Origin of the sequence: Nodularia chucula CCY0103 (genome assembly GCF_963923915.1) — a bacterium.
Lineage (GTDB): Bacteria > Cyanobacteriota > Cyanobacteriia > Cyanobacteriales > Nostocaceae > Nodularia > Nodularia chucula.
Genome location: NZ_CAWUOL010000059.1, coordinates 1 through 13,351, shown reverse-complemented (window position 1 = coordinate 13,351; position 13,351 = coordinate 1). Strand labels below are relative to the sequence as shown.

Sequence of the window (13,351 nt, the reverse complement as noted above, 5' to 3'; positions counted from 1 at the left end):
AGTCATCATGACAATTTCAATGGAAGATGCAATGCGCGGATATTCGGAATTAGAACAAGCTAAAATTCAGGCACTATCGCTTTCTCTGGGCATTTCTCCTGATGATCCCATGTTTCAGATCATGCTAACTCTGGGACGATATGAAGAGACAATGATTGAAATTCCGGCTCGAATGGAAGCGATGGTAGAGGCCTGGGCTGTTCTCATCGACAGAAAACTGGAGCAAACTAGCAAAACAACTCAGTCCATGCACTATGCGGTTGTTAGTTCTTCTGTAAGAGAAGTTTTAGCACAAGAGTTACCAAATTTGTCACCAAAAATGCTCGAACCAGGAAAGATGAAACTGGGGATTTGGCCTATCTCTGCAATTTTTGGAGGGGTGATGGCGGTAGGGGCGCTCTTGGGTTCCCTGACTACTTGGAACATTGTGGCTAATTATGTAGATGCTGCATCTATTATTACTAATAATGATTTGCAACTGCTGGAATGGGTAAAATCTGAAGAGGGCAAGTTTGCTAGGGAGATACTTAAAGATAATCAATCAACCATTTCCGCTTGTAAAGCTGACGAAAATCGACTCCAGGGACATTGCCTGATTAAAATTAAATAGCTTCTTCTTCAATGTTTGCTTGAAAAAGGTCGCTATTTTGTAAATAACCGAGCTTTTGTCCTTGAGCAATTGCGCCTACTCGGTTTCTAGCGTTAATTTTGGTGAACAAATTTGATATATGGCATTTGACAGTATTTTGAGTGATAAATAACTTGTTGGCTATCACTCTATTGGACAAACCACAAGCTATTAATTTTAATATCTTGATTTCAGTTGTAGTGAGTTTAGATTCGTACACTTTGCCTTTGTTCAGTGCTTTTTTAGAATTAGGTTTTAAAAAATAATTTGTAATTTTGGGGTCTAAAACTCTTTCTTTCCTGTAAGTTCTATGAATTGCATAGGTGATGCTATTTACATCTTGCTTTAGCAGATATGAATCTGCCCCACATTCAAAAGCTGAATTTACTGTAAATTCATTCGATTGACAGGTAATAATTATGACTTTAGCATTGGTTCTTTCTTTAATGGTGGAAACAACTTGTAAACCACTCATATCAGGCAAACCGATATCGACTAGAACAATGTCGGGCTTGGTTTCCTCAACCAGGATAATTCCTTTTTCACCACTGTCCGCTTCACCACATAAATCCATATTTGGATCTTCGGCGATTACTGCCTTGATGCCCATTCTGATCAGGGGTTCATCTTCAATAATTACTATGTAAATCATTTGAGACACCTTGTAGATTTACTTGTTATACATATACCATAAAATCAATTATTAAAAATAAACTACTTAGAATAAAAATTGTTTCACCCTTTATAGCCCATACCCTGTCCCGTAAATTCTGGTGAGTATACCTAAAGACATACTCCTAAAGAAAGATGTTTTCCTTACATCCAGTTCTAGATGCTATTACTATTAAATCATTCTTTTTTGAAATGTAAAATATCTTATTTTTATCTGGGAACACTCCTGTTTATTGATTATAATAAACAGGAGAATCTAAGGCAATTTTTATGATAATTAAAAGTGTTCTTACATCCTCAGCTTTTCTGCATGATCTTCTCAATCCTCTTATAGGGATTAAAATTACCATTAAGCAACTGATGGCAGGGAATTATGGTCATACATTGGAAGAGATCAGACCAGTTTTAGAAGCTGTTTTAGAAACGAATAATCGAGTTAGTTATCTACTGGAAAATTATCAGAGTGGACAAAGATTTGATGATATTTTAAATATTCATCCAGCGTCTATTAGACGTTTAGACTTATTCAAGTTCTTGCAAAAACTGCATTTGGAGTTTTTACCATTGGCTAAGTGCGGTTCAATCAAACTTAAGTTTGAACATATACCGTTAGCTCATGGTGCTGAAGTTATGGCTGATGCTGCTTCTTTGGGGAGAATGATGTCTAACTTAATACATAACGGTATTAAGTATACTATTGATGGTGGCGATGTCTTTATTAGACTATTAAATCGGGGAGATGATTTAATAGTTGAGATTGAAGATACTGGGAAAGGTATTGCGCCACAAGAAATACCAAATATATTTTTACCTTTTTACCGAGCCAACGCACAATCATCGGGGTCTGGGTTGGGGTTGTATGTGGCGATGATGATTGCAAAAGCTCATGGGCTAAAGCTTTTGGTAGACTCGTCTGTGCAAGAAGGAACTAAATTTACGATCATTTTTCCCTATCGCGCTCATCAACCTTATGGGCTTGATGGTACGATAGGGGTTACTGAAGGGGATAAAAATGCGTTACTTAAACAATACCAAGTTTCTGAACAAGATTGAAACTGCTGTGGAATTTGCTATATTTTTTAGTTTATTTTTTGCCGCAATTATTAAGTTTGATGTTGATATAACACAAGCTTTATTTTACATAATTTTGGCAGTAATAATTTCCCCTTTTTCTAATATTGAAAAGGGGATAAAACGTCCTTTGTTATTAATTGGATTTGCTGGTGGTGTATTCCTCGGTTATTTCTAATCTCCCAGATCAAGGTTATTATCCTTGTCTTTATTTTGAGATTCTTCAACGATTCTCTGTTTGTTAAATTCAATTATTCCTTGAGTTTCCTGCTCCGAGAGGTTGTTCTCTAAAATATTGAATTGAGAATATTTATCATTATCATTTTTATACGCACTAAAAGCTTTCTCCGGTTTCCTATCTTTGCGATTAATGCTAAGGAATTGCTTACCTTCTTTCATTAATAGCTGTAATTTGTATCTAACCCCTTCGTAGATCCGGGTTCTTTCATCAGTATTTTGACCTTTGGCAACAACAAGTCCCATCATTGCAGGGATGAGTAATTTGTTGGTCGCTTCACTTTGTTCTGGTAATCTACTATTAATTTCTCGAGAAGCTTTGGACTGGTTGTGGTCTGGCTTTTCTTCGAGTTTAGATTTCTGCATTTGCAAGAATTGTGATTTTTTCTCAGCAATCAATCTCTCAACTCGTGTTGGAGTATCTTGTTTCCGTGACTCTACACCCAATCTAGCTTCAAATTTCGATAGATATTCTGAGTAGTACCTATCTTTTAGCTTTTGCCTAAAGTCTTCAAGATTTTGAGTTGCGGGAGACTTCGATAGAAGTTGCGTAAGTTCTTCCTGGCGCTCTTGGGGTAAGGCTTGGTTTTCGGTCGCTAGGGGAGTGGCGTTCTCTTTAGCTTGTTGCATGATCAACGATAGTCTGTAAGCCATCATGTTATTGGAAACCCCTCTGACACGATTGATTGAATTAATTGTTTCGATAGCTGAGTTATTCATTTGATTTTTTTTGGTAATTATTGTGACGTATTTGAATGTATCGCGGCAGTCCCTACCTTACGAGTACGTTGAAGGTAGGGATCAGAGCGGGTTATTGAAACGAAGTGGAAATAACCAATCCATATTTATTCAGTTGGTGCGTTTTGCTCTTTGATATATTGCCTAAGTTTATCAATCGGTGCGCCGCCACTTGAGGCTACATAATACGAGCTAGACCAAAACAACGGTTTCCAGTAAAACTTTTCAATATGCTCCTTAAATTCTTTGCGAATAACCCGGTCATCTCAGAAACCCAGAAAGATTGGTTTAGGTTTAGACAAATTTGCTGCCATTTCTGATAGTGAACTTCAACAGGCAAGTCACGGGTTGCTGAAATCATAGAAAGGATAGCTTTACTACCTTCTATAGATAGATAAAATATTCTTGCTATCTTTACCCATATGATACTTGACAAAAATTGTTAAATTAGGTATCTCAGTAAATCGTGACGGAATTTGGTAAGATTTGAATTAACTACTTCTTGAAAAAGAAAAATACTGTTTTTAGCAAAAAATTCCTAATAATCGGCGATTTATGCCCAATAAAAAGGGTAAAATCATAATATTTTTTAGGGAATCTTGTCATTTAATTTACTTAATTTTTGAATAACAGCTATAATAATCCTTAAAATTAAGCTTTTACCAAAAGTCTGGTAAAACTGGGTAAGAGTTCTCTAAATGACTTAAAATATTATTTATGGAATATACAGGAGAAAAAGACCACGGAAATATACATAAGCCATTGAAAAGGACAAAACTCACTGTTTCAGTGAAGCTTTGCCCTCATACAGAACCGGAGTGATCTGTCATACCAAATTAGTGCCTTTCAAAGTTTAGCCGACTTTAAACACTAAAGAGGTTGACCGAGACTAAAACTCCGTTATTGAGTTCTCATCGCTGAGAACCATACACGCCCTCATCAAAACTTCATCAAATCAGAGGGGAATGTAACTACACCTCATACCAACCCAATCACAAAGGATTAATTAGAGGCAATTGTCACTACCTCATATTAGAGGAATAGTGTCCTAATTCTCATCATACATGAGAAGCAGTACATCTGGCCAAAATTATGTGGCAATTTGGCTACTAAATTTTCTCCAGCACAAAAAAGCTCAATCTTCCTGAAGAAAAAATTCCTGAATTGGGTAGACAAAAACAGTAGCAGCGCAATCAACCCCCTCTGAGGTTTGTAAACCAACAAATCAGGGGAATTTACCGTGTTTAAGAAAGGATTTGGCAAAAAAGTTGTAGACCGTGATCAAGCTGCACAACATTTAGCAGCATTGGGCTACCAGAAAGGAGATACAGTCTACCTGCGAAGCTTCTACCCCAGCGATGACCCACGCAAAGCAGGGGATAAAGGTAGGAAAGCCGAAGCACATAGTCTCAATCAGTTAATCCAACTAGCCACACAATTCCAAGCAGAAGGCAGAGGCGTTTACTTCGTAGTCAACGGCGGCGGACATCTGGATGAGAATGTCAGCAATTGCCGGGCTATCTTCTATGAACATGACAATCTTCACAAAGATTTACAAAAAGAGTTGTGGCGATCGCTCAACTTACCAGAACCGAGTTTACAAATAGATACAGGGGGGAAATCCATTCACAGTTATTGGATTTTAGAGCAATCTATCCGAACTGAAGACTGGAGACAACTGCAAACAGATTTATTAGAGTATGCCGATGGCGATCGCGCTCTGAAAAATCCCTCAAGAGTAATGCGGTTAGCGGGATGCTTTCATTTTGCACCACATAATGTGCCTAACGGACAAAGCCAAATTATTCTCAATACTGGCAACTGCTACAGCTACAGTCAACTCAGAGAAATTATTCCAACTCAACAGGCTCAAGAGCAGGAACCAGGGGGCAATGGGAAAACTTCTCCCCCTATACCTGCCCCTTGCTCCTCCCCTCTATACCAATGCCTGACTAAAGATGACCGTGCATTAATTGACGATGGCGCAGGAGCAGGAGAGAGAAACAACAAAGGTGCAAAACTAGCCCGTAACTTGATTGGCACAGCTAATCGACTAACGTATCTGGGATATGACTATGAGGGAGATCCTCGCACATTATTTGATGATTACTGCGATCGCTGTTCTCCGCCATTAGATTCTAGGGAAGCACAGAGTATTTGGTGTTCAGCCGAGAAATCCAATCCTACAGCTGCACTGACAGACGATGCACTGCTCAATTGTATCAAATCGTGGCAAAGACAAAATCAAGTATATTCTCAACAACCACAGGTTAATGCAAGTGTCACTGGTGACAGTACAGTTGTGGGTGACAGTTATAATCCAGATTTGGTGGGGATTAAAGAGATTGTCCCCAGTGTCACCAAGATTCTGCAATCCGGTTTAATTGACTACGAAGAAACACAAAAACTTGAAGAAGTCGCCAGTATTCCTGGAATTGCCAAACCCGCATTCAAACAATTAGTATCCTCCATCAGAAGCCAAATCCATGATGTCCAACCAGAAGATGAAATCCGGTTGGACAATTTAATTAATTGGCATAATGCTCAACTGGATTTTGACCGCGCCCTTCCCAGCATGGCCACAGACCTTAAACATGATGCCAATATCTTGAATATTGAACCCATCGTGATTTGGCAACCACTTTTGGCTGCGGTGATGTCACTGGCAGGAAAGCGCGTAAAACTCAATGTCGAATCCCATAATGTTCCGGCGATCGCCTGGACAGCGACAGTCTTAGAATCAGGTGGTGGTAAAAGTCGGGCAGATAACTTAGTCTTGACCCCACTCAAACAAAAGCAAATTGAAGCCCGAAAGCAGTTTGAGCAGGAGGTAGAAGCCCACCAAAACTGGAAAGGGACAGAAACAGAAGAAGCACCGCCCAAACCAGTGGAACGAAAATATACCTTTGAAGTTGCCACTATTCAAGCAGTGATCAAACGCCTTTCTGAACAAAAAGAAAATGGTGTTATTTGGGCTAGAGATGAACTGGCTGGCTTATTCAAATCCTTTGGACAGTTTGGTAAAGGTGTTGAAAACGAAGGATTAGAATGCTTACTCAAACTTTGGGATGGCTCCCCTGCACAAGTTGATCGAGTGTTCCAAGGAGATGGCTTCATGGTTGAAGAAACAGCTCTCAGCTTGACAGGCGGTATCCAGCCGGGGGTATTTCGCAAGATATTTCGAGATCCTGATGATTCGCAAGGGATGTTAGCCCGATTCTTGGTTGCTAATCCCCAAGCCTTAATGCCAAAGCGCGTCAAGGGATACTGTCACCTGAGTGAAAAACTACCTCACCTCTATGATTGGTTGGAACATTGTCAAACGGGGATCATCAAACTCTCATCCGCCGCAGATAATTACTACACCAAGCTTTGTGAAATCATCGGTCAACAAGCTTGGTCAACAACACAACCAGCAATCAGAGCTTGGATGTTCAAACTGCCAACTCAATTATTGAGAATTGCGCTGGCTCTACACCTAATCGAGTGTTATCACGACAGTAACCGGGATTACTGGCATTTACAAAAGGATACTTTAGAACGAGCCGTGTTGTTTGCCCAGTATTATCGCAGTGCTTTTAATGTGCTTCAGGAAACCACTACAGAAAATGAAGACATCAGCTCTATTTTATTGAAAATCTGGGATGCGGCTATTACTAAACATCAAGATGGTATCAGTACCAGAGATGCCTACAGAAGTATTAAAGCCATTCAAAACCTCGCTAAACAAGCTTTTAGAGATGTCAGTGCTTACACAACTGAACTATTTGGCAGATTAGAGCAGATGGGCAAAGGTCAAATTATCAAGTTAGGTAGGCAGATTAAATTTGTGGCTAATTTAACACCAAATAATCCACCACCACAGCCAGATTTAGAATTCTCTCATAGTGGTGACAGTGTGCCAATTCCCCAAAAGCCGGAAATACAAGCCACTGCACCGTCACCACCAACTCAAGTGTCACCGGTGACAAATCCAGATCATCATAATTGTCTCAGTAAAGCTAATGTAGTTGTTGAAACTACACAGTATTCCCAAGTTGTTGATAATACACAAAATAGTTTGCCAGTGGTAGAAACTGATCGGGGTACGGGGTTTGTGCAACCAAGTAACACTAACAACTGTGAGTGTGATTCGCCCCTCCCTCAACCGACACCAGAAATTACCCCAGGTGCAAGAGTGCGGGTTTGCTTCCCCGGCAGTGTGAGGCATGAAAAAGAAGGGATTGTGACTAAATTGGTTTACAAATACGGTATCAAAATGGCCGTTGTGCTTTTAGAAAATATGGAATCCAAATTTAAAGAGTTCTTATGCCCAATTCCTGGCAGTGATCTGACACACCTGGAATTGATTTGAACCAAAACAGGGTTTAGATCGGAGAAAAATACCCTCAACCCTATTCTCTGGACATTACAGCTATCAGTTCTCAGTCAAGAGACATAATCGGGTCTAAATCTCCCACTACAAGCCTTGCTTGATCACTGTTCACTGATTTAACCCTCCTATTGGAGCTTGTAAATACTATGCTTCAGGAAATGCTTTCAGTAGAGAGTACGGAGCAACTGACTGAAATTGACGAGTTGACCCCCGAAGAAGAACATGAGCGCTTGTTCCTAGAACGCCGTGTAGAAAGGGCTTTTTATGAAGCGGGGAAGGCGCTGGCTCAATTGCGCGATCGCAAACTATACCGTTCTACTCACAAAACCTTCGAGGATTATTGCCGCGATCGCTTTGGGCATAGTCGGCAGAAATCAAATTACTTGATTGCGGCGGCTGATGTTTTCGACAATTTGACAACCAATGGTTGTCAAAATTCATTAGTTGAGGATTTGACAACCATTGGGACACAAATTCTACCTACTAGTGAACGTCAAGTTAGACCCTTGACAAAACTAGAACCTCAGCAGCAGCAAGAGATATGGCAAGCCGCAGTAGAAGAAGCTGGTGGCAAAGCTCCCAGTGGGAGGGTTGTCAAAGATGTGGTACAACGCATTATGGAACGCACCAAAGTACCAAACGCCTACCAATTAGGTGAAGTGTGCCAAATTATCGTGAAGGATAATCCTGATCTCAGGGGCAAAGGAGGTTGCTGGGCGATTGTCAGTGCTGTGAATGATTTTAGCTGTACTGTTATGGCTTGGGATGGAGAGTATACCGTGAGAATGGATCATTTAAAGCCGATGAATTATTTGAAGCAGGAGTGTGAGCAAATGCAATTAATTAGCGATCGCATTAGCAGGCTACGTCATCATGAGAACTTGGAAGAAGCTGCTGTTGCTGTCCTCAAACACCTGGGAGAATTGAAACGCCCTTACTTAACTGGGCTGGAAGAAAAGATGTTGAGTTTGATTGAGCTTGAGTGCAGCACTACATCTTCATAGGGATTGCCTTCGGACTGGCGAAGGCAATCCCTATAACACACTTGTTACCTCATCACTCAGTATCTTTATACTCTTTTTTTGGCTACAGTATTGGTACTACATACCTGGCAATCAATTTACTTTATAGAAATTTCTACAAAGTAAACCAGTTAAGGAACCCAGGAATTAACATCCGAAAGTGGCATCTTGAATATTAATATCTAGCAGGGGTGCAGCCATCTTTCCTCTTGCCAGTTAACTTGGCTTGCGCTGTTGCCAAAACTACCACCAAAATGTACTCGGTGGATCTCTCCAGTTTCAGGGTCAGAGAGCGAATATAGCCAAGTGCCACCACTTTGTTTTATATCAGACACTATGCCGAATATTGACTGTGTTGGATGGTAAACCCGGACTTTTTCACCTTTCTTGTACTTAGGACTCATAACATCCTCTGAAGACATTGACTACACCGCTACTACTAGATTGGCATATAACTAGAAATGATGAGTCTGATTTTTATGTTGGAATAGGTTCACCATTTGTTTTAATCTTTTCAAGGCTGACTCTTTGACAATCTTTATTCGATAAGGATTTGAGGCGAACTTGTCACCCCTTCAGGTATTCGACAGGGGTTATTTAAACAAGTCCAGCTAGACCCCAATGACTAAAAAAGTGGTACTTTCAGGGGAATGTTTAAATATCTTAATAGTCATTGAGATGCGATGACAGAATCTCAATTTAACATCCTCTCATAACTGCTGCCTTAACCTTGGGCTTTACTTTTAAAGGGTCTACACCTTCGGCGGGATGCCCATATTGGTAAACCAGATAATCACCATCACGAACTACAAAAACTCTGCGGAAATAATGTTTTTTGGTTCCTAAAGTATAACTAGGTGGTGCTTTGTCCTTTAAGTCAGCGTAACCAATAAGTTTTCTTCTTCTTTCAATTCGTGATTGATGAGATTTAGAAATTCCTTGTGCTTGACAAAAATCTGCTGTGTCTTCTCGCACCCAAGGGTAATCCTTTAGGTCAACCAGCCAAACGATGTTTTTCTCATATTTAACAATCTTTTCATCTATCATATTTTTATCTCAGTATTGGCTTTTTAATCAATGGACTGCCTCCTCATTGACTTAATCTGTCCTCGCTTAGTTTTACTATCAAGGCGTTTTTTTTGAGAACTGCGAGTTGGTTTGGTGGGTTTGCGTTTTTGGGGCAGTATGACAGCGCTTTTAATCAGTTGTTTGAGCCGTTGCAAAGCTTCTTCCCGGTTTTGCTCCTGGCTGCGGTGTTCTTGAGCCTTAATTACAATCACTCCCTCCTGGGTAATGCGTCGGTCATTTAACTTCAAAAGTTGCTGTTTATAGAAAGTGGGTAATGATGAAGCTTCAATGTCAAAACGCAAGTGGATGGCCGTCGCAACCTTGTTGACGTTTTGACCGCCTGCACCTTGAGAGCGAATCGCGTTCATTTCGATTTCGCTATCGGGGATGATAATTTTACCAGAAATTTGCAGCATAACTTATATATAACGTAGTGCAATGGCGAAATTCCCGCCGTTAGCGCAGCGTCTCGCAGATAAGACATCGCCTGGAGTAGTCACAGCGATCGCCTTTGTTATGCAATGTAGACTCTGAAGGGAACCGAGACGTTGCTTATACTGAAGATGTCTTAGAAACATTGGAAGAGGATGATGAAGAATCGGACTCTGAAGATGAAGAATAGCATCTAATTAACTTATGCCCATAGCTTGTACCTGGGGGCTTTCCTCATCATCTCTTCTACTTGGAGTATAGCTTATGTCATTCACAAGCATTATCCACCCCCTTCACTGTAATGTTTTTCAAAATATTTTTAATATTCTAGGTGGGCAAACAACGACACCAGTAGGCAACCCTGCTCGACCAAAGAATGAACGGATACTACTAGCCGCAGTCAAGGCAGAAGTTACAGCACGGTTAAGGCAGTCTCTACACAATGCCGTGCTAATTAATTTGGGGAAGGAGTCACAACCCCAGCAGGTAAAACGCCCTTGGGATGCTGAGATAAAAATTGGCTTAAAGCCGGCTGTTCCTCTCCCAAACACCACAACAATTTTAGAAGTTTTTGAATCGGAAGAAATTGCAGGTAAACTGTTAATTTTGGGTGCGCCAGGGGCGGGTAAGACAACTACACAATTAGAATTGGCTCAAGAATTAATTAAACGTGCAGTAGAACAGCCTGATTATCCCGTTCCTGTTTTATTCAACTTGTCCTCGTGGAAAGATGACCGACAATCTATAACTGATTGGTTGGTGGCAGAACTTAAATCTAAATACGGTGTCTCAAAAAAACTTGGTAAAGAATGGATAGAAAACCATCAATTACTACCATTACTTGATGGTTTAGATGAACTGGAACCACAGCGTCAAGAACTTTGTGTTCATGCAATTAATCAGTTTTTAACAGGCGAAACTAGACCGCTTTATCTAGTTAGTTCTTGTTGGATTGCGGGTAAAGGTCATCAGTGTAATTAAACTAAAGCTTGACTAATTGTAATGCTTTCTAGCAGTACGAAAGTTTAACTAAATTCATACAAGCGATGCCTGCGGTGTTCTCGTTGCCATCGCATCTTCAGTTTAGGGTTTGGTATTTTTCAAATTCTTCTCTAAGATAGCTGCTTATATACCAAAGCGGTTCGCCAAATTCTTCGGATTTTGAGGCTCCTAATTCAATCAACAGTGAGGCGCGTTTATTAATTTCAAGAGCAACTTTTTCGGCAAATTCGACATCCTGGAGATAGCTTTCACCGGTTTCGGGATAAGCATCATACCAAAGTACGTAGAGCGCGGAGGCTAAAGTTCTTCTTTGCCAGATATGGGTATTAGGGGAATCTAAAAACTCTAGCAGTAATTCTAAATTACTTGGAGTAGCGAGAATCAAATCTTCGTCTTGTTGTGAGAAATGAAGCTCATCGTTAATAGCCCACATTTCTAATTGTTGGCGAGAGAGTACAGGAAGCGCGTTACTTGCACTACTAAAATCTGTGGAACCGCATTGAGAACAGGGTTCAGTCCATGCGCGTGTTTCTTCAAATGCTGCGGTTAGTTCATCGAGAAATCGCGTTTCTTCATAACCGCATTTTGCACATTTCTGGGTTTGTTCGTATTGTTGAGAGGTCATTTACACTCTAGAAAAATTGCAACAATTAATATCTTCAATGCTGCCTGCTACGATTTCGCACTTAATCTTGATACTCCCGCGCAATTCTTGAGCGATCGCTATCGCACCCCCATCACTCATCATCATCTGGCAAGTACAACCCACTGCTATCAGTTGGCCTAGCATGGAGATACATTTCCGTAATGGCAACGGAACTATGTCCTAACGTTTTTTGCAACAAGTGAATTGGCGCACCCCTATCTAAACTATGACTAGCGTGGCTATGTCTGAGCCAGTGGGGTGATACATTCCCCTCAATCCCAGCACGGGTTGCGGCCTTCTTTACAATATGAAACACCATACTGCGGCACAGATGACCACCTTTACCAGATATAAATACTGGGTCATCATGTTTAGCATCACCTTTCAAAGAGTTAATCTCTTTCCACATACCCGCCCCCACCAGCACAGTTCTGGTTTTCTCACCCTTACCGAACACGGTGATTTGCCCCCCATCAACACGGGCTTTGAGGTCGCGCCACTTGAGTCCGCATAGTTCCGACACCCGCAAACCCGCAAGATAGAGTAAACGAATAATTGCGCGATCGCGTGCGGTCTTGGTGGAACTTATGAGTAGTTGTACTTCCTCTTGAGTTAAGATGCGCTCTGCCAATCTATTTTTCGCCTTGGGTGACTTAACCAATATTCCTAAATTAGCCGATACCACCCCCAACTGTTTAGCAAAAGAAAGTAGGCTTTTGATTGCCCCTACAGCCACCCGCTTGGAATTATCAGAACAATGAAGCGTCATCACCCAGATTTGCACATCCATCAAAGTGCAATCTGCCAGGGGTTTGTTGACATGACAAAAGAACCGCTCGGCATGGCGACGATAGCCGTCGGTGGTGTTTTTGCTTTTCCCGTGTAGCCACAGGTCAAGCAGTTCGGTGTTCGTGAGAGTCGAGGAATGATTCAACATTGCCTATTCTTATGTTGAATGCTTCTTCATTAAAGCCCATTGTGGGGACAATTGAGTTTATTTCACGGGATGGTATAGACCGTCATTGGGGTGATATTCCCATCCTGTACTCATGGGGTCGCGGTTGCGCGTATAGCTAATAAATTCTTTATTGCTGAGTTTTTCCCTTTCAGCTATCAGGCTTTGGGATGTCAGAGCCAGTCTTTGGGCTAGGCTTGTGTTTGTCCTGGGTTGCAGTTCAACAAGTGGCTGCTGGTGTGAGTATACTTGTCTGCGCGGTCTGCTGTTATTGTAATTGCCTCTGGCCATAGCTTGTTCCAACCTTTCTAAGTGTTTGGTAATCACTTCTAGCTTGGTTTCTACACCTGAGCTTTGAGCAGCAAGATGAGATTCCAGTTTTTCTAACCTCTCCTCCAGTTGCAATCCTGATTTACTGTTAGGGGCAATATCTATCTGAATATCGCTGCTTTGAACCTCGCATGACTATTCGTCACGCGATTCCTGCTTCAACGATCTCTGCCTG

The 13,351-nt window shown here is 41.1% G+C and carries 14 protein-coding genes and 1 pseudogene; 6 read left to right on the top strand and 9 right to left on the bottom strand.

Features of this window, described 5'->3' with window-relative positions:
* Positions 1 to 7 precede the first annotated feature (7 nt).
* Complete coding sequence (locus tag ACM0OP_RS15830) at positions 8 to 610, top strand: DUF6753 family protein (protein WP_414529383.1); 603 nt, start codon at positions 8 to 10, stop codon at positions 608 to 610.
* Here the strand turns inward: ACM0OP_RS15830 and ACM0OP_RS15825 are convergent.
* On the bottom strand, positions 603 to 1,280 hold the full coding sequence (locus tag ACM0OP_RS15825) for a response regulator (RefSeq protein WP_414529398.1): 678 nt from the start codon (positions 1,278 to 1,280) through the stop codon (positions 603 to 605). The two genes, ACM0OP_RS15830 and ACM0OP_RS15825, sit on opposite strands and share 8 nt — an antisense overlap.
* Positions 1,281 to 1,570: 290 nt before the next feature.
* Here ACM0OP_RS15825 and ACM0OP_RS15820 point away from each other — a divergent pair, with 290 nt between their 5' ends.
* Both ACM0OP_RS15820 and ACM0OP_RS15815 read left to right on the top strand, forming a co-directional pair.
* Complete coding sequence (locus ACM0OP_RS15820) at positions 1,571 to 2,353, top strand: sensor histidine kinase (RefSeq protein ID WP_414529382.1); 783 nt, start codon at positions 1,571 to 1,573, stop codon at positions 2,351 to 2,353.
* Between the two features lie 7 nt (positions 2,354 to 2,360).
* Positions 2,361 to 2,549: a hypothetical protein gene (locus ACM0OP_RS15815; RefSeq protein WP_414529381.1), complete on the top strand. Its 189-nt coding sequence runs from the start codon at positions 2,361 to 2,363 to the stop codon at positions 2,547 to 2,549.
* Here the strand turns inward: ACM0OP_RS15815 and ACM0OP_RS15810 are convergent.
* Positions 2,546 to 3,328: a hypothetical protein gene (locus tag ACM0OP_RS15810; protein ID WP_414529380.1), complete on the bottom strand. Its 783-nt coding sequence runs from the start codon at positions 3,326 to 3,328 to the stop codon at positions 2,546 to 2,548. The two genes, ACM0OP_RS15815 and ACM0OP_RS15810, sit on opposite strands and share 4 nt — an antisense overlap.
* A 125-nt stretch (positions 3,329 to 3,453) precedes the next feature.
* A pseudogene (locus ACM0OP_RS15805) lies at positions 3,454 to 3,606 on the bottom strand (transposase); the annotation flags it as partial.
* A 980-nt stretch (positions 3,607 to 4,586) separates the two neighbouring features.
* On the opposite strand from ACM0OP_RS15805, the gene ACM0OP_RS15800 reads away from it, so the two are divergent.
* Positions 4,587 to 7,700: a DUF3987 domain-containing protein gene (locus ACM0OP_RS15800; RefSeq protein ID WP_414529379.1), complete on the top strand. Its 3,114-nt coding sequence runs from the start codon at positions 4,587 to 4,589 to the stop codon at positions 7,698 to 7,700.
* Between the two features lie 167 nt (positions 7,701 to 7,867).
* Positions 7,868 to 8,725: a hypothetical protein gene (locus ACM0OP_RS15795; protein WP_414529378.1), complete on the top strand. Its 858-nt coding sequence runs from the start codon at positions 7,868 to 7,870 to the stop codon at positions 8,723 to 8,725.
* A gap of 200 nt (positions 8,726 to 8,925) precedes the next feature.
* Here ACM0OP_RS15795 and ACM0OP_RS15790 read toward each other — a convergent pair whose 3' ends face one another.
* The 3 genes from ACM0OP_RS15790 to arfB form a co-directional block, all read right to left on the bottom strand.
* Complete coding sequence (locus ACM0OP_RS15790; RefSeq protein ID WP_414529377.1) at positions 8,926 to 9,165, bottom strand: hypothetical protein; 240 nt, start codon at positions 9,163 to 9,165, stop codon at positions 8,926 to 8,928.
* Between the two features lie 277 nt (positions 9,166 to 9,442).
* Complete coding sequence (locus ACM0OP_RS15785) at positions 9,443 to 9,790, bottom strand: DUF6009 family protein (RefSeq protein WP_414529376.1); 348 nt, start codon at positions 9,788 to 9,790, stop codon at positions 9,443 to 9,445.
* Positions 9,791 to 9,813: 23 nt separating this feature from the next.
* Positions 9,814 to 10,227, bottom strand: a complete 414-nt coding sequence (gene arfB / locus ACM0OP_RS15780; protein ID WP_414529375.1) for an alternative ribosome rescue aminoacyl-tRNA hydrolase ArfB — start codon at positions 10,225 to 10,227, stop codon at positions 9,814 to 9,816.
* Between the two features lie 280 nt (positions 10,228 to 10,507).
* Between arfB and ACM0OP_RS15775 the strand changes: the two genes are divergently transcribed.
* On the top strand, positions 10,508 to 11,224 hold the full coding sequence (locus tag ACM0OP_RS15775) for an NACHT domain-containing protein (RefSeq protein ID WP_414529374.1): 717 nt from the start codon (positions 10,508 to 10,510) through the stop codon (positions 11,222 to 11,224).
* A gap of 97 nt (positions 11,225 to 11,321) precedes the next feature.
* Here ACM0OP_RS15775 and ACM0OP_RS15770 read toward each other — a convergent pair whose 3' ends face one another.
* The 3 genes from ACM0OP_RS15770 to ACM0OP_RS15760 form a co-directional block, all read right to left on the bottom strand.
* On the bottom strand, positions 11,322 to 11,870 hold the full coding sequence (locus ACM0OP_RS15770) for a hypothetical protein (protein ID WP_414529373.1): 549 nt from the start codon (positions 11,868 to 11,870) through the stop codon (positions 11,322 to 11,324).
* Positions 11,871 to 11,982: 112 nt separating this feature from the next.
* A complete protein-coding gene (locus ACM0OP_RS15765; protein WP_414529372.1) occupies positions 11,983 to 12,828 on the bottom strand; it encodes a tyrosine-type recombinase/integrase in 846 nt (281 codons plus the stop codon).
* Positions 12,829 to 12,885: 57 nt separating this feature from the next.
* Positions 12,886 to 13,251 (bottom strand): hypothetical protein, encoded by a 366-nt coding sequence (locus ACM0OP_RS15760; protein ID WP_414529371.1) that lies wholly within the window; start codon positions 13,249 to 13,251, stop codon positions 12,886 to 12,888.
* Positions 13,252 to 13,351 lie beyond the last annotated feature (100 nt).

Bases quoted from the DNA above. Each gene is read 5' to 3' on its own strand.
- ACM0OP_RS15795 (WP_414529378.1), top strand. From the start codon at position 7,868: ATGCTTCAGGAAATGCTTTCAGTAGAGAGTACGGAGCAACTGACTGAA.
- ACM0OP_RS15775 (WP_414529374.1), top strand. From the start codon at position 10,508: ATGTCATTCACAAGCATTATCCACCCCCTTCACTGTAATGTTTTTCAA.
- ACM0OP_RS15825 (WP_414529398.1), bottom strand. From the start codon at position 1,280: ATGATTTACATAGTAATTATTGAAGATGAACCCCTGATCAGAATGGGC.
- ACM0OP_RS15820 (WP_414529382.1), top strand. From the start codon at position 1,571: ATGATAATTAAAAGTGTTCTTACATCCTCAGCTTTTCTGCATGATCTT.
- ACM0OP_RS15790 (WP_414529377.1), bottom strand. From the start codon at position 9,165: ATGTCTTCAGAGGATGTTATGAGTCCTAAGTACAAGAAAGGTGAAAAA.
- ACM0OP_RS15770 (WP_414529373.1), bottom strand. From the start codon at position 11,870: ATGACCTCTCAACAATACGAACAAACCCAGAAATGTGCAAAATGCGGT.
- ACM0OP_RS15785 (WP_414529376.1), bottom strand. From the start codon at position 9,790: ATGATAGATGAAAAGATTGTTAAATATGAGAAAAACATCGTTTGGCTG.
- ACM0OP_RS15830 (WP_414529383.1), top strand. From the start codon at position 8: ATGACAATTTCAATGGAAGATGCAATGCGCGGATATTCGGAATTAGAA.
- ACM0OP_RS15810 (WP_414529380.1), bottom strand. From the start codon at position 3,328: ATGAATAACTCAGCTATCGAAACAATTAATTCAATCAATCGTGTCAGA.
- arfB (WP_414529375.1), bottom strand. From the start codon at position 10,227: ATGCTGCAAATTTCTGGTAAAATTATCATCCCCGATAGCGAAATCGAA.
- ACM0OP_RS15765 (WP_414529372.1), bottom strand. From the start codon at position 12,828: ATGTTGAATCATTCCTCGACTCTCACGAACACCGAACTGCTTGACCTG.